Annotated in this window: 20 protein-coding genes; 6 read left to right on the forward strand and 14 right to left on the reverse strand. The window is 60.1% G+C overall.

Annotated elements, in window-relative coordinates:
* Positions 1-12: 12 nt before the first annotated feature.
* A complete protein-coding gene (locus EJ576_RS25140; protein ID WP_126571400.1) occupies positions 13-1041 on the reverse strand; it encodes an amino acid ABC transporter substrate-binding protein in 1029 nt (342 codons plus the stop codon).
* A gap of 144 nt (positions 1042-1185) precedes the next feature.
* On the opposite strand from EJ576_RS25140, the gene EJ576_RS25145 reads away from it, so the two are divergent.
* Together EJ576_RS25145 and EJ576_RS25150 are read left to right on the forward strand one after the other, a co-directional pair.
* The gene (locus EJ576_RS25145; RefSeq protein WP_122725550.1) at positions 1186-2085 is read left to right on the forward strand and encodes a LysR substrate-binding domain-containing protein; all 900 of its coding nucleotides are present in this window, start codon (positions 1186-1188) and stop codon (positions 2083-2085) included.
* Between the two features lie 83 nt (positions 2086-2168).
* A complete protein-coding gene (locus EJ576_RS25150; RefSeq protein WP_126571401.1) occupies positions 2169-3419 on the forward strand; it encodes an aspartate aminotransferase family protein in 1251 nt (416 codons plus the stop codon).
* Here the strand turns inward: EJ576_RS25150 and EJ576_RS25155 are convergent.
* On the reverse strand, positions 3416-5440 hold the full coding sequence (locus tag EJ576_RS25155) for a c-type cytochrome (RefSeq protein WP_126571402.1): 2025 nt from the start codon (positions 5438-5440) through the stop codon (positions 3416-3418). The two genes, EJ576_RS25150 and EJ576_RS25155, sit on opposite strands and share 4 nt — an antisense overlap.
* 199 nt (positions 5441-5639) lie before the next feature.
* Here EJ576_RS25155 and EJ576_RS25160 point away from each other — a divergent pair, with 199 nt between their 5' ends.
* Both EJ576_RS25160 and EJ576_RS25165 read left to right on the forward strand, forming a co-directional pair.
* Entirely contained in the window at positions 5640-6143 is a 504-nt protein-coding gene (locus EJ576_RS25160) for a DUF6622 family protein (protein WP_123477955.1), read from the forward strand.
* A gap of 70 nt (positions 6144-6213) precedes the next feature.
* Positions 6214-6933 (forward strand): hypothetical protein, encoded by a 720-nt coding sequence (locus EJ576_RS25165; RefSeq protein ID WP_122725558.1) that lies wholly within the window; start codon positions 6214-6216, stop codon positions 6931-6933.
* 132 nt (positions 6934-7065) lie between these two features.
* Here the strand turns inward: EJ576_RS25165 and EJ576_RS25170 are convergent, their stop codons facing one another.
* The 8 genes from EJ576_RS25170 to hmpA form a co-directional block, all read right to left on the reverse strand.
* The gene (locus EJ576_RS25170) at positions 7066-8160 is read right to left on the reverse strand and encodes a pyridoxal phosphate-dependent aminotransferase (protein WP_126571403.1); all 1095 of its coding nucleotides are present in this window, start codon (positions 8158-8160) and stop codon (positions 7066-7068) included.
* A 145-nt stretch (positions 8161-8305) separates the two neighbouring features.
* Positions 8306-9193, reverse strand: a complete 888-nt coding sequence (gene cyoE / locus EJ576_RS25175) for a heme o synthase (RefSeq protein ID WP_003194050.1) — start codon at positions 9191-9193, stop codon at positions 8306-8308.
* An 11-nt stretch (positions 9194-9204) separates the two neighbouring features.
* Entirely contained in the window at positions 9205-9546 is a 342-nt protein-coding gene (cyoD, locus tag EJ576_RS25180; protein WP_010206434.1) for a cytochrome o ubiquinol oxidase subunit IV, read from the reverse strand.
* Complete coding sequence (locus EJ576_RS25185) at positions 9546-10172, reverse strand: cytochrome o ubiquinol oxidase subunit III (protein WP_010206435.1); 627 nt, start codon at positions 10170-10172, stop codon at positions 9546-9548. The genes cyoD and EJ576_RS25185 overlap by 1 nt, the downstream gene beginning before the upstream one ends.
* 3 nt (positions 10173-10175) lie before the next feature.
* On the reverse strand, positions 10176-12194 hold the full coding sequence (gene cyoB, locus EJ576_RS25190) for a cytochrome o ubiquinol oxidase subunit I (RefSeq protein ID WP_028617881.1): 2019 nt from the start codon (positions 12192-12194) through the stop codon (positions 10176-10178).
* 3 nt (positions 12195-12197) lie between these two features.
* Positions 12198-13139: a ubiquinol oxidase subunit II gene (gene cyoA / locus EJ576_RS25195; protein WP_028617882.1), complete on the reverse strand. Its 942-nt coding sequence runs from the start codon at positions 13137-13139 to the stop codon at positions 12198-12200.
* Between the two features lie 792 nt (positions 13140-13931).
* Positions 13932-14438 (reverse strand): disulfide bond formation protein B, encoded by a 507-nt coding sequence (locus EJ576_RS25205; protein ID WP_010206438.1) that lies wholly within the window; start codon positions 14436-14438, stop codon positions 13932-13934.
* 210 nt (positions 14439-14648) lie between these two features.
* Complete coding sequence (hmpA, locus tag EJ576_RS25210; protein ID WP_126571404.1) at positions 14649-15830, reverse strand: NO-inducible flavohemoprotein; 1182 nt, start codon at positions 15828-15830, stop codon at positions 14649-14651.
* Positions 15831-15977: 147 nt separating this feature from the next.
* Here hmpA and norR point away from each other — a divergent pair, with 147 nt between their 5' ends.
* Complete coding sequence (norR, locus tag EJ576_RS25215) at positions 15978-17501, forward strand: nitric oxide reductase transcriptional regulator NorR (protein ID WP_126571405.1); 1524 nt, start codon at positions 15978-15980, stop codon at positions 17499-17501.
* A gap of 48 nt (positions 17502-17549) precedes the next feature.
* Here the strand turns inward: norR and EJ576_RS25220 are convergent, their stop codons facing one another.
* Positions 17550-18452, reverse strand: coding sequence for a DMT family transporter (locus tag EJ576_RS25220; RefSeq protein ID WP_126571406.1), 903 nt, complete (start codon positions 18450-18452; stop codon positions 17550-17552).
* 138 nt (positions 18453-18590) lie between these two features.
* Here EJ576_RS25220 and EJ576_RS25225 point away from each other — a divergent pair, with 138 nt between their 5' ends.
* Complete coding sequence (locus EJ576_RS25225) at positions 18591-19466, forward strand: helix-turn-helix domain-containing protein (RefSeq protein WP_126571407.1); 876 nt, start codon at positions 18591-18593, stop codon at positions 19464-19466.
* Here the strand turns inward: EJ576_RS25225 and EJ576_RS25230 are convergent.
* The 3 genes from EJ576_RS25230 to EJ576_RS25240 form a co-directional block, all read right to left on the reverse strand.
* The gene (locus EJ576_RS25230) at positions 19463-21964 is read right to left on the reverse strand and encodes a LuxR C-terminal-related transcriptional regulator (RefSeq protein WP_126571408.1); all 2502 of its coding nucleotides are present in this window, start codon (positions 21962-21964) and stop codon (positions 19463-19465) included. The genes EJ576_RS25225 and EJ576_RS25230 overlap by 4 nt on opposite strands.
* A 146-nt stretch (positions 21965-22110) precedes the next feature.
* Positions 22111-23469: a DUF1329 domain-containing protein gene (locus tag EJ576_RS25235; protein ID WP_126571409.1), complete on the reverse strand. Its 1359-nt coding sequence runs from the start codon at positions 23467-23469 to the stop codon at positions 22111-22113.
* A gap of 26 nt (positions 23470-23495) precedes the next feature.
* Positions 23496-25286 (reverse strand): DUF1302 domain-containing protein, encoded by a 1791-nt coding sequence (locus EJ576_RS25240; protein ID WP_122683432.1) that lies wholly within the window; start codon positions 25284-25286, stop codon positions 23496-23498.
* Between the last annotated feature and the right edge of the window lie 401 nt (positions 25287-25687).

Genomic DNA, 25687 nt, shown 5'->3' on the forward strand with positions numbered 1-25687 from the left:
CACCCCAGCGTCTCAGCGAACCGGCGGTGCGTACTGGATGCCGCCGTTGTTCCACAGCGCGTTGAGCCCGCGCTTGATCTTCAACACGCTGCCCTGGCCAATATTGCGTTCAAACACTTCGCCGTAGTTACCCACCTGCTTGACGATCTGCACTACCCAATCCTTGCGCAGCTTCAGGTCCTTACCGTATTCGCCGTCCGTCCCCAGCAACCGCGCGACATCCGGATTCTTGGTGGTGTTGGCCTGCTCTTCGACGTTCTGCGAGGTGATGCCCATTTCCTCGGCGTTGAGCATCGCGAACAGGGTCCATTTGACGATGCTGAACCACTCGTCATCACCCTTGCGCACCAATGGACCCAGTGGTTCCTTGGAGATCACTTCCGGCAACACCACGAACTCGTCCGGGTGAGCCATCTTGATGCGCTGGGCGTACAGGCCCGACTGATCGGTGGTCAGCACGTCGCAACGCCCGGCTTCCAGGCCCTTGGCGCTTTCGTCGGCGGTGTCGAAGGTAATCGGCGTGTACTTCATGCCATGGGTGCGGAAGTAGTCCGAGACATTCAACTCGGTGGTGGTGCCGGCCTGGATGCACACCGTGGCGCCGTCCAGTTGCTTGGCAGCGGTGACGCCCAGTTTGTTGTTTACCAGGAAGCCAATGCCGTCGTAGTAGGTGACGCCGGTGAACACCAGGCCCATGCCCGAATCACGGGAACTGGTCCAAGTGGTGTTGCGTGAGATCAGGTCGATTTCACCGGATTGCAGCGCGGTGAAGCGCTCCTTGGCGGTCAACTGGGTGAATTTCACTTTTGATGCGTCACCGAATACCGCAGCCGCCACGGCGTGGCACACGTCCACATCGATACCGGTCATCTTGCCCTTACTGTCCGGTACGCCGAAACCCGGCAGCCCGTCACTGACGCCGCACTGGATAAAACCTTTTTTCTGGATGGCGTCCAGGGTCGTGCCCGCCTGGGCGGTGCTCGCCAAACCGAAAACGGCGGTGGCGCCGATGGCAGCCAAGGTGGTTTTGAATGGGTTCATGCAAGGCGCTCCCTGTCATTCCTTATTATTCGGCGCCCCACAGCCCGCGCCGGTTTATAGTGCTGCCGGGCAGTATCAACGGCTTTGCGTCACTGCCACAAACGACCTTTAGGCAAAGGCTCCTTCCGATTTGGAATGAACTGCATGATTTCAAAACGCTTGACCCCTTCGATGACCGCCCTGCAATGCTTCGAAGCCGCCGCCCGCCATTTGAGTTTCACTCGCGCCGCCGAAGAGCTGCACCTGACACAGAGTGCAGTGAGCAAGCAGGTGGCGCAGCTGGAAGAGATGCTTTGCCACAATCTGTTCGAACGGGTGCGTCAGCGCCTGTACCTGTCGCCGGCGGGCTCGCTGTACCTGGCCGAGGTGCACAAGATCCTCACTCAGGTGGACATCTCCAGCCGCTACATCCTCACCTACGGCGGCGAGACTGAAGTGCTGCGCATCGCCACCCAGCCCACCTTCGGTGACCGCTGGCTGGTGCCCAAGCTCAAGGATTTCGCGGCGAAACATCCGAATATCCATCTGGACGTGCGCAACGAGCTGGAGCCTTTCGACGTATTGCAGGCCAAGGCCGATATCGCGTTTTTCTTCGGCCAAGGCTCATGGCCGGGGGCGACCTGCATTGAGCTGTTCCGTGAGGCGGTAGTGCCGGTGTGTGCGCCAGGATTCGTCGCCGAAGGCAGCGATGCGTCGTCGCGACACACCTTGCTGCAATGCACCTCGCGTCCGGAAGCCTGGCACGAATGGTTCCTGGAACAGGGCCTGCACTCGCAAAACAGCTACCACGGCCCGCGTTTCGACACGTTCTACATGTGCATCCGCGCGGCACAATCGGGCTATGGCGTAGCGCTGGTGCCGCAGTATCTGGTGGCGGATGAACTGGCGCAGGGTAGCCTGATGATTCCGTGGGACTACGCGATGCCCAGCAGCGGCGCGCACTTCATCGCCCATGCCGAACATGCCGGCGAGATTCCGAAGGTAAAAGCCTTCCTCAACTGGATGGTGGAGTACATCGGCACACATCCCGACTTTCAGTCATGACCCGGCGACTTTATTTCGTTTGCGGCAAAGGCGGGTGCCCGGCTTAGATAAAAACAAGCCCGTCACTGCCGAGTCCCCGATTCATGAGCCGCGAAACCATCAGCCAATCGATTTCCATTGTTCACCCCATCAGCCTCAGTCACGGTAAAAACGCTGAGGTCTGGGACACCTCGGGTAAACGCTACATCGATTTTGTCGGCGGCATTGGTGTGCTCAACCTCGGTCACTGCCATCCCGGCGTGGTCGAGGCAATTCGCGACCAGGCGACCCAGCTGACGCACTACGCGTTCAATGCCGCCCCTCACGCGCCCTACATCGAGCTGATGGATCGTCTTACCGCATTTATGCCGGTGGACTACCCGGTCAGCGGCATGCTCACCAACAGCGGCGCGGAGGCGGCGGAAAACGCGCTGAAGATCGTACGCGGCGCTACCGGCCGCACCGCAGTGATAGCGTTTGACGGCGCCTTCCACGGCCGTACCCTGGCCACGCTCAACCTCAATGGCAAAGTCGCGCCCTACAAACAAAAGGTCGGGGTACTACCAGGCCCGGTGTATCACCTGCCCTACCCCAGTGCCGATAACGGCGTGACCTGCGCCGAGGCGCTGAAGGCCATGGACCGCCTGTTCAGCGTGGAAATCGATGTCAGCGACGTGGCCTGTTTCATCATCGAGCCGGTACAGGGCGAAGGGGGGTTCCTGGCGCTGGACATCGAATTCGCCCAGGCGTTGCGGCGCTTTTGCGACGAGAACAACATTTTGCTGATTGTCGATGAAATCCAATCGGGCTTTGGCCGTACCGGCGAGCGTTTTGCGTTCTCGCGCCTGGGGATCGAGCCGGACTTGATCCTGCTGGGTAAAAGCATCGCCGGCGGTGTGCCGTTGGGCGCCGTCGTAGGGCGCAAGGCGTTGATGGACAATCTGCCCAAAGGTGGCCTGGGCGGCACCTATTCCGGCAACCCCATTGCGTGCGCGGCAGCGTTGGCGACCCTCGATGCCATGACCGATGACCACCTGAAAACCTGGGGCTTACAGCAGGAAGAAGCCATCGTCAGCCGTTATCAGACCTGGTGCGCGCAAGGCCTGACTCCTTACCTGGGCCGTCTGACCGGCGTGGGCGCCATGCGCGGCATCGAACTGGCCAACGCCGACGGCACACCCGCGTCGAAACAGCTGACCCAGTTGCTCGGCCTGGCGCGGGACGCCGGTTTGTTGCTGATGCCCAGCGGCAAGTCGCGGCATATCATCCGCCTGCTGGCACCGCTGACCATCGAGCCTGCGGTGCTGGAGGAAGGCCTGGATATTCTCGAGGCCTGCCTCAAACAGTTGGACTAGTAACGCGCATCGACAGGTTTACCGCCGTTCGGCCAGTCCTTGACCTTGTCCGGGAAGTCCGGGCGCGGTTGACCAGAGAAATACGCCGCCACATCCACGGCTTCCTGGTCCGATAAACCGCCCTGCCCCAGCGGGAATTTCTCGTGGAAGCCGATCGGCATGTTGCGTTTGACGAACGCCGCTGCCGTGTAGGTGCGCGCCATGCCGGCACCGATGTTGAACGATTGGTCGCCCCACAGCGGCGGGTAGATCAACTCACCATCAGCACGTGCCAGGCCCTGGCCGTTGTCGCCATGGCACACCGCGCATTGCTTGGCATAGACCTGTTTGCCATTGGCCAGGTCCGGCTTGATCGCCGGGTCGACCTTGCCCACGCCGCGCCCGGCTACTTTGTCTTCGGGGCGGGTGTTGTTTTTCATCCAATCGAAATAGGCGACCATCGCTTGCATGTCTGCCGATTGTGGCGGCAGTGGTTTGCCATTCATCGAGCGGCGGAAGCAGCCGTTAATTCGTTCTTCCAGGGTCACCACCTTGCCTGCGCGCGGCGCATAGCTGGGGAAAAACGCCGAGACGCCTACAAACGGAGACCCATCCGCTACCGTGCCAGCGTTGAGATGGCAACTGGTGCAATTGAGTGAATTGCCGACATTGTTGGGCAGCAGCTCTTTGGTTTGCAGATGCAGGCGCATGCCGCGAATCACCTGGTCGGCGTTTGGCGCCGCAAGCAAATCGGCCAGGCGCGGGGTTTCGAAGGCCGATGAATCGGTGGTGGCCGGGTTGAGTTGGTCACGCAGTTTCTTCACCTGGCCGGCGCTGATCGGCGTGCCTTCGTTACCCCAACGGGTACGTACGAAACTGAGGATCTCAGCGATTTCCTGATCGTTCAAACGGGCGAAACCGGGCATGGTGTAGATCCGCGGGTGCGTTGCCGTTTGTGCGGTCTCCCAGCCGGTGAGGGTGATGTGCAGCAGTGACGTCGGGTTGCTGGACGCAATGCTCGGATTGCCGGCCAAAGGTGGGAACAGACCTTTCACGCCCGCACCATCGCTGCGATGACAGTCGCTGCAGAACTGCATGTAACCCAGTCCGCCACGACTGGTGAACAAATCTGCAGGTGGCACGGCTGGGGCCTGGGCCACGGACGGCATGGGCAAGTCGTCTTTACCGAGGGGTAGGGATTTCAAGTAACTGGCGATAGCCGTCAGGTCGTAGTCGCTGAAGTGCTGGGTGCTGTGGTGAATCACATCGGCCATGTTGCCGGCGACCGTGGCAAAGCGGTTTTGCCCGGTCTTGAGCAGTTGCACGGTGTCTTCCACCGTCCACAGATTGCGCAGGCTCAGGGCGCGCCAATGCTCGACGGTTTCGCCGGCCAGGTAGTGCTGGCCGCTAGAACCCTCGTCGCTCATGGCTTTTTCCTGGAACGCAATGCCCCGTGGCGTGTGACAGGAGCCGCAGTGGCCCAGGCCCTGGACCAGGTAGGCGCCACGGTTGAGTTGTTCATCGCGTGCAGGATTCGGCTTGAAGGGTTGTTTGTCGAGGAAGACAAAATTCCACAACGCCAGACCCCAGCGCTGGTTGAACGGGAAGCCCATGTCCGCCTCAAGATTGGCCTGCTGCACCGGCTCGACGCCTTGCATCAAATAAGCGAACAGGGCACGCATGTCGGTTTCGCTCATCTTGGCGTAGGACGGGTACGGCATCGCCGGGTACAGGTTCATGCCCGTCGGCGTCACGCCTTCGCGCATGACACGGTCGAACTCTTCGAAGGAGTAGGCGCCAATCCCTGTCTCTCGGTCCGGCGTGATATTGCTCGAATAGATCGTGCCCATCGGCGTGCTCAGCTCCAGGCCGCCGGCCATCACCTTGCCTTGCTTGGCGGTGTGGCAGGCGATGCAGTCGCCCAGTTGCGCGACGTATTTGCCCTGCTCGATCAGCGAAGCGTCGGGAACGTTGGCGTGCAGGGGAAGAGACAGGCAAAGCGTCGCCCCCAGCAAGGCCAGGCGGGAAAGGGAAAGCGCCATCGCATTAGTCCTTTAATAACCTGACGTGGGGCGGTCCCCTCGGCGCAGGTCAGTGGTCGTTTTTATGGGTTCATCAGGCCTCTGTGTTGTAACGGTTTTGTGGGCGGGGAGTGTTGATGTGGGTCAGAGGCAGATCGCTGGACAAAGGCGTCAGTACTCAACGACTATCCACCACCTCCCCTCTGCACGGACGCACACCATGCTCGACATCCTCCAAGGCACGCCCATTTGGGTCTACGCCATTTACCTGTGGATTTGCTACTACGGCATCAAGGCCTGCCTGGGCGGACGCGAAAATCGCCGCTCACTGGTGATCCTGCCGGTGGTGCTGGTGGTGTGGTCGTTGATGTCGCTGGCGCCTTCAATCTTGTCGAGCGGCGCCTGGGTCGCCGGCGCGGTGCTGGGCAGCCTTGTGGGGATGGTGCTGTTCAACGTTGAAGGGGCGCGGCTGGATGCCAATGGCGAGACCCTGGTATTGCCGGGCACCTGGAAAACCCTGCTGATCTCGCAACTGTTCTTTGCGGTGAAGTACTACTTCGGCTACCAGCAAGCCGTGCATCCGCTGATGCTGAGCACGCCGACGATGTTGATGGCAGTTGGCGGTGTATCGGGGTTTACCGTAGGTCTGTTTTGCGGACGAGCCGTACGACTGCAGCGGGCGCTGACGGCGTTGCGTCGGGATAAGGGCATTGTGCTGCCTTGACCTGACCTCCCTCCCCCCTGAAAATGCCCGACGCTTTTTTGTCCTCGTTTACTGAAGTAGTGAAATTTCAATGTCCGATTCTTACACCGAAATATCCGCCCCCGAAGAATCCGTAGCCGCGCTGCAATCCAAAGCCGAATACGAAAACGCCATCAATCTTTCACAGCATCTGCCAGCGGCCAAGATCATCAGCGAGATGGTGCTGGACGCGTTCCACACGTCCAAGGAAAGCGACCAGATCCGTGAGCTGCGCGTGGCCATCCGCCAGGCCCATGACGCCTTCGACGACGACAAGGCCTACGACCTGATGGGCCAGCTCAAGCAACTCAAGGACGCCGAAGCCGCCGATAACGCAGCCCTGGAAGACCTGAGCAGCCAATTCTCGATCAGCCGCATCCTGTCCAGCTTCAAGGACGACCCTGAATTCCAGGAGTTGGTCTACGGCCTGGCGCTGAAAGTGCTGAACCAGAGCCACCAGGCCATCAGCAACCCGAGCGCCGGCAAGAGCAAGGCCTCGCGGCCCAAGAAAGAGGCCGAAGTGTTTGTGATCAGCAAGGATGGCATCAGCGTCACCCTGCCGCTGCGCACACCGCGCTCCAAGCTGAACGTCGACCGTGAAGCGTTCGAGTTTTTGGGGTTCAGCTTTGTGGGTGAAGGGGATGAGGCGGAGTTGGACGTTGAGAGTTTTGTCGATAACGCCGGCGCTGAGCAGCCGCTGAGCCGCAAGAGCGTGATTACTGCGTTGCAGCAGCAGACTGCGTTTGATGGGTACAGCATCGCGCAGCAGTAACCCAAAGCAAGCTACACCGCAGAATCAAATGTGGGAGCTGGCTTGCCTGCGATAGCATCACCTCGGTTTCATTGATATACCGAGGCGTCTGTATCGCAGGCAAGCCAGCTCCCACATTTGTTTTGCATCGGTTTAACCCGCGCGTTCGACTTGTGCCGCAAACACCTCACGAAACCGTGCCATCTCCCGCTTGTTCCCCACCGTCACCCGAACCCACTGCGGCCAGTTTTTAAACACACGGCCGATCAGCACGCCTTGGGCTGCCAGTTTCTCGATCACCTGCTCGGCCGGTTGCTTCACGTCGATCATGAAACAGTTGGCCTGTGACGCCGTGCAGGTGAAGCCACGCCCCTGCAGCCAGGCCACGGTCTCATCGCGCAGTTGTTTATTGAGCGCCTTGCGTTGTGGCAACAGCTTCACGTCCTCCAAGCTGGCAAGGCCGCCGAGCAAGGTGGTGCCGGCCGGCACGTTGTCGCCGCCAAATACGGCGAGGCGTTCCAGCAACGCCGGATGCCCGACCGCCAAGCCCAGGCGGGCACCGGCCATGCCGTAGATTTTCGAGAAAGTGCGCAGCACCAGCAGGTCGTCGTGGTCCTTGACCCAACTGACCACGCTGGGTACGTCGGCGAAGTCGATGTAAGCCTCGTCCACCACCAGCACACTGCCTTTGGGTTTGTTCGTCAACGCGTGGCGGATGGCGTCGACGGGCGTAACGGTGCCAGTGGGGTTATTGGGGTTGCACAGGTAGAGCATGCCGGCCTGTGGATCGGCGGCGAGCATGGCCGGGATGTCGTGGGCGTGGTCGGCGTTCAGGCTGACTTCCTTCACCGCAGCCTTGTTCGCCTGCGCCGCCTGGCGCGGCACTTCGTAGGACGGCGTAGCCATCACCAGGCCGCGAGTTTCGTTGGTGAATGCCAGCACCGCATAACGTAAGGCCGCCATTGAGCCTGCAAACACTGCCACCTGTTCTTCGGCAATGCCTTGCTGCTGAGCAAATAGCCCGGCTAAAGCATACATGTGGTTGTAGGGGTAACGCCCGGACGTCGCGATACCACGCTGCATCGCTTCACGTGCAGCCTGTGAAGGTCCGTAGGGGCTTTCGTTGTAGTTGAGTCGCACCTCATCAGACTTTGCCAGCGGCGGCGCCGCGACCGCCCAATCCAGGCGCCCCAATAAAGGCAGGGCGGCGCCCAGGGCGAGAAGGGACCGACGACTAACGCTGACCATGGGGCAACTCCTTGTTGGCGGGTGGTGGATTCGCACAGCACGTACAGAGGGGTATGACGAGATAAACATCCGCAGATTTAAACCGACGCCCAAGAAAAAGCCCCGCGCTTCTCTCGAAGGCGGGGCTTTTTCACTGCAGGACCACTCAGTGAGCGTAGGTCAGCAACAGCTCTTTCGGCACTTGGAAATCCAGGGACATCATCACGCTGAGCGCGGTGATGGTGAAGATCGAGAACACGAACAGCTTGCGAGCCCAGACGGTGTCATCCACCGCCTTGTAGCCGGTCCAGGCCATGTACAACCAGTACATGCCCATGGCGGCGGCGACGGCAAGGTAGCTCATGCCGGCGTAGCCACTGAAGGTCAACATCAAGGTCGCCACAAGGAAGGCCAGGATGTACAGCAGGATGTGTTTCTTGGCGACCTGGATGCCACGTTTTACCGGCAAGACCGGAATCGAAGCAGCCAGGTAGTCATTGAAGCGGAAAATCGCGATGGCGTAGGAATGCGGCATCTGCCACAGGCTGAACATCACCAGTAGCGTCAGCGCGGCCATGTCGAAGCTATTGGTTACAGCCACATAACCAATCACCGGCGGCATCGCTCCCGACAGACTGCCCACCAGCGTGCCGTGAACCGACTTGCGCTTGAGGTACAGGCTGTAGAGGCCGACGTAGATGACAAAGCCGATCACGGCAAACAGCGCCGCCAGCGGGTTGGCCACCTTGTACAACAACGCCACGCCGGCAACACCGAGGACGGTCGCGTAGATCAGTGCCAGCTTCAGGGAGATGAGGCCCTGGACCAGCACACGATTCTTGGTGCGTTCCATCTTGATATCGATGTCACGGTCGATGCAGTTGTTGAACACACAACCGGAAGCTACCACCAGGGAAGTGCCGATCATTGCAGCCAGGAAGATGGCCAGATCGACATGTCCCTTGGAGGCCAGGAAGAAACCGCCCGCCACAGAAAGCACGTTACCGAAAATGATCCCCGGTTTGGTGATTTGGATAAAGTGCTTAAGCGACATCGGGTCTTACCTCACTTCGCCATCATGAACGTATGGATGCTGAACATGATCCATATCGACAGGCCAACCAGCAGCAGGATTACCAACCCTGCGAACACGAACGCAATCACGTTATCGCGTTGCTCTTTGGAGCGGTCCAGGTGCAGGAAGTACACCAGGTGAACCAGAACCTGAATCACCGCGAATGCCAGCACGATCATCAAGGTGATCGACTTAGGCAGGGTCGGGTACATCACCAGACCGAACGGGATGAGCGTCAGGATTACCGACAGGATGAAGCCGATGGCGTACGACTTAACGCTGCCGTGGCTTGCATCATGGCTGTCATGGTCATGGGAGTGTGCATTAGCCATTACAGAGTCCCCATCAGGTAAACAACGGTGAAGACGCAGATCCAGACCACGTCCAGGAAGTGCCAGAACAGGCTCAGGCAGCTCAGGCGAGTCTTGTTGGTGTTGGTCAGGCCGTGTTTATTGACCTGATACATCATCACCGCCATCCACAGCAGGCCAGCCGTTACGTGCAGACCGTGGGTACCTACCAGCGTGAAGAACGCGGACAGGAAGCCGGAACGGTGTGGGCCGTAGCCTTCGGAGATCAGCAGGTGGAACTCGTTGATCTCCATGCCGATGAAGCCCAGGCCGAACAGGAAGGTCAGCGCCAACCAGCTCAGTACGCCTTTCTTGTTGCCCTTGTAGAAGGCCAACATGGCGAAGCCGTAGGTGATCGAACTGAACAACAGCAAGGCGGTTTCGCCGAGCACGTAAGGCAGTTCGAAGATGTCGTGGCCCGACGGGCCACCCGCTACGTTATTTACCAGTACCGCGTACACCGCGAAGATCGACGCAAACAAGATGCAGTCGGTCATCAGGTAGAGCCAGAAACCGAAAACGGTCATCGGCCCCGAGTCGTGGTGATGGTCATCGTGCCCATGGTCATCGACATGGGCGTGTCCAGCATTGGTCACTAAGTTCGACATGGTTTAAGCCTGTTCCAACGAGGTTTCTACACGGTTGGCCGGGATTTTCTTCTCGGCGACCAGGCGAGCGTGTTGCTCGGCTTCGATGCGTTCGATCGTCTCGACCGGCACCATGTAGCCTTGATCATCACGTGCAGCGTGGACAATGAAGTAGCCGATGGTGCCCACCAGGCTCGCGATTGCCAGCCACCAGATGTGCCAGATCATCGCGAAACCGAACACGGTCAACAGCGCGCCCATCACCACGCCAGTGGCGGTGTTGTTTGGCATGTGGATCGGTTCGTAGTGCTTAGGACGCTGGTACGCAGTACCGTCTTCCTTGGCTTCGGTGAACGCATCAATGGTGTTCGCAGTAGGGATCACGGCGAAGTTGTAGAACGGCGGTGGCGACGAAGTCGACCATTCCAGGGTGTGGCCATTCCATGGGTCACCGGATTCGCAAGCGTTCTGCTTACGGTCACGGACACTCACGTACAGCTGGATCAGCTGGCAGGCAATACCCACAGCAATCATCACCGCACCGAACATGGCGACGTACAGGTACGGCACCCACTCAGGGTTGGTGGTGGCGTTCAGACGACGGGTCATGCCCATGAAGCCCAGTGCATAGAGCGGCATGAACGCGACGAAGAAGCCCGAGATCCAGAACCAGAATGCAGCCTTGCCCCAGCCTTCGTGCAGCTTGAAGCCGAACGCTTTCGGGAAGTAGAAGCTGAAACCAGCGATGTAACCGAATACCGCGCCGCCGATGATCACGTTGTGGAAGTGAGCGATCACGAACAGGCTGTTGTGCAGCACGAAGTCAGCACCCGGGATGGCCAGCAGTACGCCGGTCATGCCGCCAATGGCGAAGGTCACCATGAAGCCCAGGGTCCACAGGACCTGGCTGGTCATGCGCAGACGACCGTGGTAGATGGTGAACAGCCAGTTGAATAGCTTCACCCCCGTCGGGATGGAAATCAGCATCGTCGCCAGGCCGAAGAAGGCGTTGACGCTGGCACCCGAACCCATGGTGAAGAAGTGGTGCAGCCACACCATGAAGCCCAGTACCGAGATTGCGCCCGATGCATAAACCATCGAGTGGTGACCGAACAGGCGCTTGCCGGTAAAGGTCGAGATCACTTCGGAGAAGATACCGAACGCTGGCAGGATGAGGATGTACACCTCAGGGTGACCCCATGCCCAGAACAGGTTCACGTACATCATTGGATTGCCACCAAGTTCATTGGTGAAAATGTGGAAATCCAGGTAGCGGTCAAGCGACAGCAGCGCCATGGTAGCGGCCAGGATCGGGAACGAAGCCACGATCAGGACGTTGGCCCAGGTGCAGGTCCAGGTGAAGATCGGCATGTCCATCAGTTTCATGCCAGGGGCGCGCATTTTCAGGACGGTGGCCAGGAAGTTGACCCCCGTCAGTGTCGTCCCGAGTCCTGATAACTGTAGGGCCCAGATGTAGTAGTCCACACCCACGCCAGGGCTGTATTGCAGGCCCGACAACGGCGGATACGCAACCCAACCGGTCTTGGCGAATTCGCCGACGCCCAGGGACACGTTGATCAGCACCACGCCGGAAACCAGCAGCCAGAAGCTCAGGGAGTTCAGGAACGGGTAGGCAACGTCACGCGCGCCAATCTGCAGCGGCAAGGCAAGGTTCATCAGGCCGGTGAAGAATGGCATCGCCATGAAGATGATCATGATCACACCGTGAGCGGTGAAGATCTGGTCATAGTGTTCAGGTGGCAGGTAGCCAGGCGAACCCTCGGTGGCCATGGCCAACTGGGTACGCATCATGATGGCGTCGGCAAAACCACGCAGCAGCATGACCATGGCAACGATGACGTACATGACGCCGATTTTCTTGTGGTCGACCGACGTCAACCACTCGGTCCACAGGTAGGTCCACTTCTTGAAGTACGTAATACCTGCAAACAGTGCCAGACCACCCAGCGCGATCATGGCGATGGTCACCATTACGATCGGCTCGTGGAACGGGACCGCATCCCAACTTAATTTACCAAACATCGTTTACTCCTCTGCCCCAGCAGTTGAATGCGAGCCCGTGTCAGAACCTTCAACCGCGGCCACTTCTTTCTTCTCGTGCTTGACCGGCTTGCCTGGCTTCATACCTTCGTACTTGTCGACGATTTTCTGAAACAGGTCCGGCTCATACGCGGAGTACAGAGCGACTGGGTTGTTCTGGCTTGGTTTGGTCAGGGCATCGTATTCAGCTTGATCAAGCTGTTTAGGTGCGGCCTTGACTTCGGCTACCCAGGCGTTGAAACCTTCCTGGCTCGTCGAGATCGCTTTGAATTTCATGCCGGTGAAGCCAGCGCCGCTGTAGTTTGCGGAGATGCCTTCCATTTCAGCTTTTTCGTTGGCGATCAGGTGCAGGCGAGTCTGCATGCCTGCCATCGCGTAGATCTGACCGCCCAGGGCTGGGATGAAGAACGAGTTCATCACGGCGTCGGAGGTGATCCGGAAGTTAAGCGGAGTGTTCTCTGGGAACTGGATTTCGTTGACGGTGGCGATACCCAGGTCCGGGTAGATGAACAGCCACTTCCAGTCCAGCGCGACCACTTCGATGTTGATCGGCTTGACGTCGGATTCCAGCGGACGGTACGGGTCCAGCTCATGGGTCGACTTATAGGTGATGTAACCCAGGGCGATGATGATGAGGATCGGCACCAGCCACACTGCGATTTCAATCTTGGTGGAGTGCGACCACTTCGGCGCGTAGGTCGCGCTGGTGTTCGACGCGCGGTATTTCCAGGCGAAGGCGAAGGTCATGATGATCACAGGCACCACAACCAACAACATCAGCAGGGTGGCGGTGATGATCAGGTTTCGTTGATCCAGACCGATCTGTCCTTTTGGGTCCATCAAGGTCCACTTGCAGCCTCCCAGCATTAACATCATGCCAAGCAGCGGCAAAAAGCCTAGTAATCGGGGGTACCTGTTTTTACTCATCTCACGACCTCTAAAGCAGCTTGCGCAATGCAGTTGGGTTTTGATCGCCAACACTTCACCCTGCCAAGGGTTGGCATTTCTCTTCGATTGAATAAGAGCCTGCCCATCGCGCCATTAGGTGGCGTTTCACGGACCTGCGGTGAGTTCTTATTCGATTTCGTGGTTAAAGGCCTTGTTACAGACCAATTCCATTTGGTGCGGATAGTTGAAAGGCTGTCGGAACCTTGGGGTCGCACAGAGCCGTCCATCTGCCCCTCGACCGCTCCAGTGCTCAAATATTGAACAGCACCGGACATTCAGTGCGGGCGATTGTAGTTAGCTAGCGATGTATAAACCATGTCTTATAAAGAAATAATTTTTATCGATTACAGCAATAATCCTTCACCAATATTGCAAAGGTTCGCGATCTTATCGTGTTCGATTCTCAACAAAAACCACAAAAAATGCCGTGTTATAGGGCGACCCGTCGCAGCCCATATGGGCTGTAAGGGTAAGCCAAAGCGATGCAAGCCCCCATAAAACAAGGCATTCGGACATCACGCAATTGCTGACGTGGCCTGAGGTTCGTGGCCTCGCCGGAACCACGAACTGACAGCACATCTTGGCCGTTTTATGCAAATTTAAGCGGCCGTTCGGCGGGTCAGAAACGTCCTGCGGCAGCTTCCGTGTGACAACATGTCGCACACTGCGCGCACCTAAACTTGTCCGGCGTCACGTCCTATTCACAAATCCCTACAAACAAAAACGCCCCGGCCTTCCCTCAAGAAGGACCGGGGCGTTTCAGGGATGGGCTCAGGCTTTGCGCTGGCGATTCCGGTAAATCCCCAACGGCACCAGGATCACCGTCAGCACGAACGCAACCAGTGCCCACTGCGCCAGGGACAGACCCAGCACGGGCGGATACGGGGTGCTGCAGAAGCCATCGACCTGGAACCCCAGGGGGAACACTTTGGCCAGTGGCAGGTCATCGACGATCGGTTGCAGCACATCAATGCCGCAACTGACCTGGGGGAAGAACTGGGTGTACACGTGATGACCGGCTGCGGCCACACCGCCGAGGGCGCTGAGTATCACCAGCCCTTCGAAAAACGTGAGCGCCCCTTTGGTGCGCATGGCCGCACCGATGAACGCGAAGATCGCGATCAACAGCAAGGCGTAGCGTTGCAGGATGCACAGCGGGCACGGCGCCTCGCCGAGTACCACCTGCATATAAAGCGCACCGCCGATCAGCGCCAGGCAGATGATGCCCAGCAACACCAGAAAGCGCCGCTCCCTGCCTAAACGCAATTCGTCACTCATCACCGTTTCCCTTTGTTTGGTTGTGCCAATGGCCGCAAGTTTACACACAGGGAGTGGTTTAAACAGAGGGGGTTAACGGGGGATTAACCTGGAGGAATAGATAAGCAAATGTGGGAGCGGGCTTGCTCGCGAATGCGGTTTGTCAGTCGACCTGTAAGTGACTGATCTATCGCATTCGCGAGCAAGCCCGCTCCCACATTTTTGAGCGTGTTATTCCAGCGCCGCAGCCGGGCCGAAGAACTCATAGCGGCTTTGCTTCTCGGGTACACCCAGCGCCTTGAGATGGCGCTTGATCGCACCCATGAAGCCTTTAGGGCCAAGGAAGTAGGCATCGATGTCGCGCTGCTCGGGCAACCATGCCGCCAATTGTTCCTGACTCAGCAAGCCTACCTTGTCCGCCGCCGGGCTCACGCCATCATCTTCGGCGTAGCAATAGAAGCGCTTGAGCTGTGGATGCTTGGCCGCCAGGGCATCGACCCAATCACGGAATGCATGCACCCCGCCGTTACGCGCGCAGTGGATGAAGTGCACCGGGCGCTGGGTAGCCAGGGCGGCTTCGAGCATCGGCAAGGTCGGCGTGATGCCCACTCCACCGCTGATCAGCACCAGCGGTTTGTCGCTGGCTGCCAGGGTGAACTCCCCCGAAGGCGGAAACAGGTCAATAGTCGCACCGACGTGCAGTTGGTCGTGCAGGTAGTTGGACACCCGCCCGCCGGCTTCGCGCTTGACGCTGATGCGGTACAGGCCCGAATCGGTCAGGGCTGACAGCGAATAGTTGCGGCGCACTTCCTCGCCATCCAGCACCAGTTTCATGCCGATGTATTGGCCCGGTGCAGCGGCAAGAATCGGACTGTTGTCCACCGGCGCAAAGTAGAAGGAGATAATCTCGTCACTCTCCACCACGCGCTTGACGATGATGAACGGCCGCGCCCCCCGCCAGCCACCCGGGGCCTGCGCTTTCTCTTCATAGATCGCCGCCTCGGCGCCGATCAGGATATCCGCCAGTTGGCCATAGGCCGCGCCCCAGGCGTTCATCACCTCGGGCGTCGCAATCTCACTGCCCAGCACTTCGGAAATCGCGCGCAGCAGGCAGGCGCCGACGATCGGGTAATGCTCCGGCAGGATCTGCAGGGCCACATGCTTGTTGATGATCTTGGCCACCAGGTCACCCAGTTGGTCCAACTGGTCGATATGCCGCGCATACATCAACACTCCGTTGGCCAAGGCGCGGGGTTGATCGCCGCTGGCCTGGTGGGCCTGGTTGAACAGCGGGCGAACTTCCGGGTACTCGGAAAGCATCATGCGGTAGAAATGGGTGATCAGCGCTTCGCCGCCGCTTTCCAGCAGGGGCACGGTGGATTTGACGATGGCACGGTCTTGGGCACTAAGCATGGGAGCCTCCTGGGCTTCTTTACTGATTGCCTTTACCTACTCAGTATTCGTGCCAACAAATAAATCCTTTAATTTCAACGATTTATTTAAATTGTAGTCAGTATGACTTCCTACAAAGTATAGTCATAAGGACTACAAGGAGTCATTATGACTGCGCAATCACTGCTCACCACCCTGCTGCCCCTGGTCGCCGACCTGTCCCGTGAACTGCCCGAAGGCGAGCGTTATCGTCGTCTATTACAAGCCATGCGCGCCCTGCTGCCCTGTGACGCCGCCGCGCTGTTGCGCCTGGACGGCGAATGGCTGGTGCCGTTGGCCGTCGACGGCTTGAGCGCCGACACCCTAGGTAGGCGCTTCAAAGTCAGCGAACACCCGCGCTTTGCCGTGTTGCTGAGCAGCCCAGGCCCTACGCGGTTTGACAGTGACAGCGAATTGCCCGACCCCTACGACGGCCTGGTCGATGGACTGCACGGGCACCTGGAAGTCCACGATTGCATGGGTTGCCCGCTGTTCGTCGACGATCAGCCCTGGGGCCTGCTGACCCTGGACGCCCTCGACACCGAGCGCTTCGAGCGCATCGAACTGGACGCCCTGCAAGCCTTCGCCAGCCTCGCCGCAGCCACCGTCAACGTGGCCGAACGTATCGAACGCCTGACCCTGCGCGCCGAAATCTACCGCGAGGCCAGCGGCCAGCAGCACAAGGAGATGATCGGCCAGAGCAAACCCCACAAGCGCCTGGTGGAAGAGATCAAACTGGTGGGCGGCAGTGACCTTACTGTGCTGATCACCGGCGAAACCGGAGTTGGCAAAGAACTGGTGGCCCAGGCCATCCACGCCGCCTCAACCCGCGCCGATAAACCGCTGATCAGCCTCAACTGCGCCGCCCTGCCGGAAACCCTGGTGGAAAGCGAGCTGTTCGGCCATGTACGCGGGGCCTTTACCGGCGCGTTGAACGAACGTCGTGGCAAGTTCGAACTGGCCAATGGCGGCACGCTGTTTCTCGATGAAGTGGGCGAACTGTCGCTGACCGTGCAGGCCAAGCTGCTGCGAGTACTGCAAAGCGGTCAATTGCAACGCCTGGGCTCGGACAAGGAACACCAGGTGGACGTGCGTCTGATCGCCGCCACCAACCGCGACCTGGCTGACGAAGTGCGCAATGGTCGCTACCGCGCCGACTTCTATCACCGCCTCAGCGTCTACCCGCTGCAAGTGCCGGCGCTGCGCGAGCGCGGGCGCGATGTGCTGCTGCTGGCCGGCTTTTTCCTTGAGCAGAACAGGTCGCGCATGGGCCTGGGCAGTCTGCGCCTGACCAGCGATGCCCAGGCGGCGCTGCTGGCCTATAACTGGCCAGGCAATGTGCGGGAGCTGGAACATTTGATCGGACGCAGCGCACTCAAAGCCTTGGGAAACTGTCGCGAGCGTCCGAAGATTCTAAGCCTGAACGCTCAGGACCTGGACCTGCCCGATGTCAGCGCGCCGGTGATCGACGAACCGGTCGATGCGGTGCCCAGCGTGACCGGCGACCTGCGCCAGGCCACCGAACACTATCAACGCCAGATCATCAATGCCTGCCTGGAACGCCACCAGCACAACTGGGCCAGCGCCGCCCGTGAACTCGGGCTGGACCGCGCCAACCTAGGCCGCATGGCCAAGCGCCTCGGAATGAAGTAGTAAGATCACCCCAATCGAAATGTGGGAGCTGGCTTGCCTGCTCCCACACTAGACAGCCTTCGCGTTGAAAACCGGGCTCGTAACCTTAGGCTTACGAAACACCAACACATTGCCCAGCATCACCAACACCAACCCCGCCAGCGCTGGTGCAGTCCACTGGTACCCTTCGGCAAACGCCGAGACGTTAAGCGCTACAACCGGGAACAGCACCGTGCAATACGCCGCCCGCTCCGGCCCCATGCGCCCGACGAGCGTCAGGTACGCGGTAAAGCCAATCACCGACCCCGGAATCACCAGGTACCACAGCGCACCGAGGTAGCGCGCGCTCCAGTCCATCTCAAACGGGATACCACGCACCAGGCAGTAAGTCGCCAGCATCAACGCCCCATACAGCATGCCCCAGGCATTGGTGGTCAGCGGCTTGAGCCCGGCCTTCTGCTGCAGGCTCGAGAGCATATTGCCGGCCGAGAAACACATAGTCCCCAGCAATGCCAAACCCAAGCCGAGCAGGGTCTGCGGACTGGCGGTGTGCCCGACCAGCTCCGGCCAGAACAGCAGGCCCAAGCCCGCCAAGCCCAGACCGCCGCCCATCAACACATTGCGCGCCACCCGCTGGCCGAAAAACACCCGGGCGTTCAGCGCGTTCCACAAGGTCGCCGTGGAAAACACCACAGCCACAAGGCCGCTGGGGATCCACTGGCTCGCCGTGAGAAAGCACATGAAGTTGACGCAGAACAGGCACACGCCCTGGGCCAGGCAGATCAAATGCCCACGCCGGTTCATCACCTGCAACTTGCGGCTGACCAGCAACAGCGCAAACAACACCAGCGCCGCCAGGCCGAAGCGATAGACGATGGACACAGGAATCGCCACCACGCCCAGTTGCCATTTGAGGGCGATCCATGTGGTGCCCCAGATCAGCACGGTGAGTAAATACAGGGAAAGGTTCATAGCGGGCTCCATCGATTGAGCCACAGTGTGGCCCGCGATCCATGGCGCGCTCTTGCACAATCTTGCGCTTTTGTCGGCTGGTGGGCTCACAGCACTCAACGCGCGGAGTAGGATGCAAGGCGTCGGAGAGTACGAACCATGCCTGATCTGGAATCCCTGCAAGTCTTTCAAGCCCTTAACCGCTCGCCCAATGCACGCCTCGAAGCCTGCGCCGAGCTCGGTGACGGCTTGTCTGCGGCTTTGTGGAGCAACCATCACGATGCCCAGGATTACCAGGCTCCCAGCCATCACACCTTGTCGTGCTACATCGGCGGTGGCACCGGCACCTTTCGGCGTGACCAGCCGGGCACCAAGGGCGGACCCGACAAGCTGTGCATCCTGCCCGCCGAGCATCAGTCGGCCTGGGTGATCAACGGCGAAATCCGCCTGGCCCATGTGTACTTCAGCCCGGAGCAATTAGCCCTGGGCTGCGTCACCCTGCTCGACCGCGAACCGCGCACCCTGGAATTGCGCGAAAGCACCTTCCTGGAAGACGCCAGCCAGGCCCGGCGCTTTCACCAGTTGATCGCGCTGAACTGGCGCGAGCCCGCCGAGCGCCTGCTGACCAGTAGCCTGGCCCATGAAATGCTCAGCCACACCCTGCTCAGCCAAGTCGGCGCCCGCGATGGGCTGCGATTGAAAGGCGGGCTGGCGGCGCATCAGCGACGGCTGTTAGTGGAGTACATCGATCAGCACCTGGAAGACCCGATCAGCCTGGGCCAACTCGCCGGGATGTGTGCGCTGTCGGAATACCATTTCGCGCGGATGTTCCGCCAAAGCTTCGGCCTGCCGCCCCACCAATACCTGCTGGCGCGCCGCCTCACCCGCGCCCAGGCCCTGCTGCGCAGCAGCGCCCTGCCCTTGAGTGAAATCGCCTTGATGTGCGGTTTCTCCAGCGCCAGCCACTTCACCCATCGCTTCCGCCAAGCCATGGGCGCCACGCCCGGCGAGTACCGACAGGCGTTTTGCGCCTAGGACATCAACCCCAACGTCTTGGCCTTGGCCACGGCTTGCGTACGTCGCTCCACACCGAGCTTGCTATGGATACGCCGCGCGTGGGTCTTGACCGTATGCAGGGAGATAAACAGCCGGTCGGCAATTTCCAGGTTGGAATTGCCCAGGGCGATCAACTGCAGGACTTCCAACTCGCGCTGGCTGAGTGGGCTCTCTACCGCTCCCGACGCTGGCGCTTGCGGCTCCATGCCCAGCTCACTCAACAACCCCGGCGAGCGCAACCGCAGTTCGCGAATCGCTTGCTGCACTTGGCAGCGTGTCGCCAACGCCAGCCCGGTTTGCAGCGAGCGGCGCGCCAGCGCGCAATCACCGACTTGCCAGGCCACTTCGCCCAGCACCAAGTGCAGCTCGGTTTCCAGGCAGAGCATGCCGCGCTGATGGGCGGTCTCCAGCAAGGCCATGAGCCGCTCCACCGATTGATCGGCGCAACCCAGTTTCACTTCAGCCAGCACCAGCAGGTACTCCAAGCGCGGCACCAGCTCCAGAGTGGCCGGCGGGGCTTGTCTGGCCTGGGGCCCACGAAAGTGGCGAAGCACGCGGCGCACCGCTTCCACTGTCAATTCGGCACGCCCCTGCTGCAACCAGAAATGCCCGCTGACCAACAGCAACACCGCGCGGTACACCGTGTCGGGCACCTGACGCTGTTGCATCAGCCGCTCGGCATCGCGCAGTTGCACAAAGGCCTGGGCGTAATCGCCACGGTTGGCGGCCAGCAGAGCCAGTCCAAGAAATCCGTAAAGCACGCGCTTGTCCTGGCTGTGCAGGCACATCTTCAAGCCCGCCTCGAAACACTCGGCAGCCAGGCTGTCCTGCCCTTGCCGCAACGCCAGGTGCCCGCGCCGCAGGGCGATACGCCCGACCAAAGGCCCGGCCTTGAGGCGCTGCTCGAGCAGCATCGCCTGCACATTCTCCAGCAGGCTTTGCGCCCGATAAGGAGCGCCACGCTGCTCCAGCAGTTGCGCGTGATCCAGCTCCAACAAGGCTTCGAGCAGCAACGAGCCGTGGGCACGGGCCAGGCACAAGGCTTCGCGGCTCAGGGCCTGGGCCACGTCCAGTTCACCGCGCAACAAGGCTTGCTGGGTCAGGCCTGAAAGGCACATCAACCGCGACGTCCAGGCGCTGTCGGGCAAGGCTTGCAGCGCTTCGAGGAAGTGTTCGCGAGAACGTTCGGCATCGCCACCCAGATGCAGCAGCCAGCCCCACTGCGCCTGCCAGCGCGCCAGCAGATAGCGCTGCTGCGCCGCTGTCGGTTGCGGCGCGAAGCGTGCCAGTTGATCGATGCATTGCGCGGCCTGCTCGAAGCGTCCGGCGAACAGCAACGCCGCGGTCAACAGCCCGACCAATTGCGCCGAACCGAGCATCAGTTCGTCGCCCTGCTGTTCATGCAGGCGCAACAGCAGCATCGCGTTCTGCTGGCGGAACAGGTCTTCGAAACTGAAGTGCTGCAACAGGCTCACCGCCACTTCATATTCTTCGGCGAGCAAGGCTTGTTCAAACGCGGCCTGCCAGTCCTGTTCGGCGGTGAACCATTGGCAGGCGCGGCGATGCCATGAACGCTTGGCCGGCCAGGGCTCATCACGCACCAAATGGGAAAGCGGAGGAAAAACCTGCAACCAGTCGGTGTCTTCCCAGGGCTGGATAAACGCGCCGAAGGCCTGCAGATCGTGCAGGTACTGATCACCGTCGCCAAAGCCGAACAAGTGCTCGCACAACCCAGCGTTGAAGCGCGGCAGATGTGCCAGCACGCGCCAGGCTTCAGCCAGTTCGGGTGGCAAGGTGCTGAACAGTTCGTGTTGCAGGTAATCGAGCAAGGTCTTTTCCGGGTGGCCGTCCCCCAGCAAGGCAATGCGCGCGCCGGCACACCAACCAGCACTGAACTGCAACACGCTGTCGACGGATTGTCCCGGGGCATGAGTGAGCAAATGCTGGATCTCGACAGGGCTGAACGCCAAGTCTGCGCCGCACTCCAGCAATTCGTCGTCGAGCAGCAACCGCGGCCAATTGCACAGTGGCCGACGCCGCGCGCCCAGCCACCAGGTCAGGGCTGGACTGCTGGCGGTCAACAGGCGATCGAGCAAAGCGTCGGTGTCCGGCGCGGGCAAGCGGCAGAAGTCATCGAGGAACACCCACGCCGGGGCCTGCCAACGCGCAAGGTCCGACAGCAGCGTCGCTTCATCAGTGAACGGCAAACCCAGGTTCTGCGCCAGGCGCTGGCAAAGATCGACGGGGCTCAGGGCAACACCATTGAGCGGCAGCCAGTACACCGGGCAATCCTTGGGTGCCTGCAACGCGCACTCGGCGAGCAGCGCACTCTTGCCACTGCCAGCAGGCGCGCAGAGCAACTTGACCCTGACCTGCGCCGCCAGCAAAGGCTCGGCCAAACGTGGGCGCAATAGATGGTGGGCGGACAGCCGAGGCATGAATCCAGGACGGTCCAGGCAGCGTGTCATGGCGGTCATTGCTGCATCCTGCTTTTTTATTGTTATGCAACGTGGCGCCTACCCTAGTCCTGTGGTCGGCGGTTGTTGAAGAAGTATTCAGCAGGGTGATTGGCAGGCATAAAAAAGCCGGGAGCCCAAAGGGTCCCGGCCAGGTAAAAGGGTGATCAACGAACCCCTTCGGCCCTCAATGCGGCCGGGGTGTAGTCCGCCGCCTTGGCCGCGAAGCCAAACACAAAGCTGCTCTTCTCCTCATTCTTCATGCCCAGCGCGATGTAGCGCCCGGCGATGATGTCGTAGAGGGTTTCCACGGTGTAGGCCGGAGTCTGGTGGTCGTAATAGAACTGCGCATGACCTTCGGCGACACGCCACAGTTGACCACGGCCGTCGTAGTGATCCACCAGCGCCACCTGCCAGCTGTCCTCGTCGATATACATGTGGCGCTTGGCGTAGATATGCCGCTCACTCGGCTTGACCGTGCCCACCACTTCCCACACGCGGTGCAGCTCATAGCGGGTCAGGTCCTGGTTGATATGGCCGGCCTTGATGATGTCGTCGTACTTGAGTGTCGGCTGGTCCAGCTTGTAGCTGTTGTAGGGGATGTACATCTCTTTCTTGCCCACCAGCTTCCAGTCGTAGCGGTCCGGGGCGCCGGAGAACATGTCGAAGTTGTCCGAGGTGCGCAGGCCGTCGGAGGCAGTACCCGGCCCGTCATACGCCACTTGCGGCGCACGGCGTACGCGACGCTGGCCGGCGTTGTAGATCCACGCCAGGCGCGGCTCCTTCACTTGGTCGAGGGTTTCATGCACCAGCAGCACGTTGCCCGCCAGGCGCGCCGGGGCCGTCACCGACTGTTTGAAGAAGGTCAGCACGTTGGCCGCCTTGGCCGGGTCCATGTCCGGGATCAATTGCGGGACCGCCACTTCCTCTTCGAAGCGGATCGGCGTGTAGCTGCCGTTGGTCTGCGGCGTGGCCTGGGTGATGATGCGGCGCAAGTTGCCGCCGTGGTAGCGGGTGATGTGGTTCCACAGCACTTCCACGCCATTCTTCGGAATCGGGAACGCGTAGTAACGGTTACCGGTGAAACCTTCCAGTCCATTGCCGTCGTTGATCGGCTTGACGTTCAGCGCACTGCGCTTGATCGACTCGTAGATATCCGGCGGCAGGTTGACCGTGCGGTGGGTTGGGTACACCGGAATCTTGTAGGTCTCAGGGTAACGCTTGAACATCGCCACCTGGCCGTCGGAAAGTTTGTCCTTGTACTTGTCGACAGTGGCCGCGGTGATCACGAACAGCGGTTTCTCACTGGCGAACGGGTCGGCGAGGAAGCCTTTGCTGTCGACGGCGCCGGCATTTTTAGGAATGCCACCGGTCCAGGCCGGGATTGAGCCGTCGGCGTTGCCGGCTTTTTCGGCGCCGACCGGGGTCAGGGTCGTGCCGAGCTTGGCCGCCTCTTCCGGCGACACCGCTGCCATCACGTGGGTGGCCAACAGGCTGAGGGCCAACACTGCAATTGTCTTACGCATGGATGCTTGTCCTTCTTTAAGCCAGGTCAGAAGTTCGCGCCGAAGCTGAGGGCGAGGAAGTCGCGGTCGGTCAGGGTGTTGTAGTCGCCACCGAAAAAGTCGGTGTAGCTCAGGCTGGCGGTGTAGGTGCTGCGGTAGTCCGCGTCCACGCCGATGCTGATGGCCTTGGCGCCTTTGTTGAACAGACCATTGGGGCCGTAGCCGGCCACGTCATGGGACCACGACAGGTTGGGCTTGAGGTTCACCCCGAAAATTGCATTGTTGTAGTCAAGGATCGCGCGTGCGCGGTAGCCCCAGGAATTGGCTGTGACAAAACCGTCGGTGTCGCCTTGAAAACCATAGGCACCGTAGACCGAGTCGCGGCCGTAGCGCAGTTTGGATTTGTCTTCCAGCCCGGCGACGTGCACGTACGCAGCCTCGCCAACCAGCGTCAGGCGTTCGGCCCCCAGCACCTGGTCGAAGAACTGGGTCATGGTGCTTTGGATCTGCGTGATTTCCTTGCGGCGGTAGCCTTTGTTGTCGTCGCCAAAGTTGCTGCGGATCGGCGAGGCCAGTTGGCCTGCAACCGGGTTGATCAGGGCCAGGGTCAGGTCGGTGGTGTTGAGTTGCACGGGGGCATTGGGGCGATAGCTGATCTCGCCGGTCCAGGCCGTGCCGGTAGGCAAGGTGGTGGAGAAGCTCGCACCGAACAGGCGGATGTCTTCCGGGTAGTCGAGGTAATACTGGCCACGACCGAGCATCAGGCTCTGGACCAGACCTGCACCCGAGCCGGGCGCGATGCCATTGGCTGCGCCGGAGATCGCACCGAGCCTGGCCAGGCTTGTATTGTTGGTGATGGTGCCCACCGTCGGGGTGCGGCTGTGGTAGTTCATGAAGTACAGGCCGTATTCGGTGTCATCTCCCAACCAACGCAACGCCGTACCGAACTGACCACTGTCACGGGCATCACGATCCCGTGCACGCTGCACGATCACACCTTCACGGGTCACTTGAAAGCCCTGTCCAAACGCGGCGGCTACAGGCTGCAACGGCGCAATCGCCGGGTTACCGACCGTGTAGTTGTCATTACAGCCGTGGGCCGCCACATCCCCACCAAAGAATGTGCCGCAATTATCCAGTACGGTATTTTCCCAGTTCAGTTGGTAAAAACCTTCCACTGTCAGCTGGTTGGTCAAGCTCTGGGAAGCGAACAGCATATTTACCGGAATCAGCCCTTCCTTGATCTCCGCACCGGGCCGGCGAAAGGCTGAAACGTCGATGGGGTTGATGCTGTTGATGGAGTTACCGATAAAAGTGCTCTCGCCCCAACTGACCACTTGCTTGCCCAGCCGCACGTTCCCTGGCTGATCGCCAATGGAATAGTTGTGATAGACGAAGGCATCGAGCAATTCGTAGCCGGAAGACCGCGCGCCTTCATCGCGGTGGTGATTGCTGATCTGTTTGAATTCGCGATCTTCATCCTGCAACTCGAAGTCGTACCAGTACTTGCCCCGAACGAACACGCCGCTGTCACCGTACTTGAGTTCCAGGTCGTGAATACCCTTGAAGATCTTGGAAAAGGTCTCGCCCTTCTTGAAGTTCAGGCGCCCGTCATCCCCGGTAGACGCCTGGCCAGTGCCGCCGTTGACGGTGCCCACCAGCTTTTTATCGGCGTCGCGCATGCCCCAGCTCGCGCCCACCGACAGCGAGGAGTCGAATTGCCCTTCGATCTCGCCAATGTTGAACGAAACAGCCTGTGCCTGGGCACAGCACCCCAACGCAACCGCAGCGGCCAGCGCCTGTGGCCTGAAGATGGCGCGCATTGTTGTTCTTGTCATGCGTCTTCCCCGGTGAGTGACAGAAGGCCCCACCCTACTGCCGCCCAACGGGAGCGATAAGCGCACCAAGGAGGGATTCGTGTTGTCGCCCAAAAGGATGACACGGCGCTCTGGCCTGGGCTCCGGGCGCAGGCATGCATTAGGTGGATGGAGGGTTATCAGGGGGATGTATGGAGGACTGCGCAACTGTTGCTGATTGCGCAACAGTCCTTGTCACGAATCGGCATTACTCATTTTGTTACAAGCGGCTATTCTTGTCGGGCTTTCAGGGCAAATAGCCCGCTTCCCCATCGGGAAGAAAAGCCAGATTCAAATGGATTGATGCCTGTTTTCAGTCTGTTACCCGTGTTCACTGACGTTGATTTGTCGCTCCTTGATCCAACGTCTTACTTCGGCCGCTG

Origin of the sequence: Pseudomonas sp. C 49-2, assembly GCF_003970195.1 — a bacterium.
Lineage (GTDB): Bacteria > Pseudomonadota > Gammaproteobacteria > Pseudomonadales > Pseudomonadaceae > Aquipseudomonas > Aquipseudomonas canadensis.

Bases quoted from the DNA above. Each gene is read 5' to 3' on its own strand.
- EJ576_RS25220 (WP_126571406.1), bottom strand. From the start codon at position 18,452: ATGAACCTTTCCCTGTATTTACTCACCGTGCTGATCTGGGGCACCACA.
- EJ576_RS25240 (WP_122683432.1), bottom strand. From the start codon at position 25,286: ATGACAAGAACAACAATGCGCGCCATCTTCAGGCCACAGGCGCTGGCC.
- EJ576_RS25150 (WP_126571401.1), top strand. From the start codon at position 2,169: ATGAGCCGCGAAACCATCAGCCAATCGATTTCCATTGTTCACCCCATC.
- cyoA (WP_028617882.1), bottom strand. From the start codon at position 13,139: ATGAGTAAAAACAGGTACCCCCGATTACTAGGCTTTTTGCCGCTGCTT.
- cyoD (WP_010206434.1), bottom strand. From the start codon at position 9,546: ATGGCTAATGCACACTCCCATGACCATGACAGCCATGATGCAAGCCAC.
- EJ576_RS25155 (WP_126571402.1), bottom strand. From the start codon at position 5,440: ATGGCGCTTTCCCTTTCCCGCCTGGCCTTGCTGGGGGCGACGCTTTGC.
- EJ576_RS25145 (WP_122725550.1), top strand. From the start codon at position 1,186: ATGATTTCAAAACGCTTGACCCCTTCGATGACCGCCCTGCAATGCTTC.
- EJ576_RS25230 (WP_126571408.1), bottom strand. From the start codon at position 21,964: ATGACCGCCATGACACGCTGCCTGGACCGTCCTGGATTCATGCCTCGG.
- EJ576_RS25225 (WP_126571407.1), top strand. From the start codon at position 18,591: ATGCCTGATCTGGAATCCCTGCAAGTCTTTCAAGCCCTTAACCGCTCG.
- EJ576_RS25185 (WP_010206435.1), bottom strand. From the start codon at position 10,172: ATGTCGAACTTAGTGACCAATGCTGGACACGCCCATGTCGATGACCAT.
- EJ576_RS25165 (WP_122725558.1), top strand. From the start codon at position 6,214: ATGTCCGATTCTTACACCGAAATATCCGCCCCCGAAGAATCCGTAGCC.
- EJ576_RS25140 (WP_126571400.1), bottom strand. From the start codon at position 1,041: ATGAACCCATTCAAAACCACCTTGGCTGCCATCGGCGCCACCGCCGTT.
- EJ576_RS25205 (WP_010206438.1), bottom strand. From the start codon at position 14,438: ATGAGTGACGAATTGCGTTTAGGCAGGGAGCGGCGCTTTCTGGTGTTG.
- cyoE (WP_003194050.1), bottom strand. From the start codon at position 9,193: ATGTCGCTTAAGCACTTTATCCAAATCACCAAACCGGGGATCATTTTC.
- EJ576_RS25160 (WP_123477955.1), top strand. From the start codon at position 5,640: ATGCTCGACATCCTCCAAGGCACGCCCATTTGGGTCTACGCCATTTAC.
- EJ576_RS25235 (WP_126571409.1), bottom strand. From the start codon at position 23,469: ATGCGTAAGACAATTGCAGTGTTGGCCCTCAGCCTGTTGGCCACCCAC.
- norR (WP_126571405.1), top strand. From the start codon at position 15,978: ATGACTGCGCAATCACTGCTCACCACCCTGCTGCCCCTGGTCGCCGAC.
- hmpA (WP_126571404.1), bottom strand. From the start codon at position 15,830: ATGCTTAGTGCCCAAGACCGTGCCATCGTCAAATCCACCGTGCCCCTG.
- cyoB (WP_028617881.1), bottom strand. From the start codon at position 12,194: ATGTTTGGTAAATTAAGTTGGGATGCGGTCCCGTTCCACGAGCCGATC.
- EJ576_RS25170 (WP_126571403.1), bottom strand. From the start codon at position 8,160: ATGGTCAGCGTTAGTCGTCGGTCCCTTCTCGCCCTGGGCGCCGCCCTG.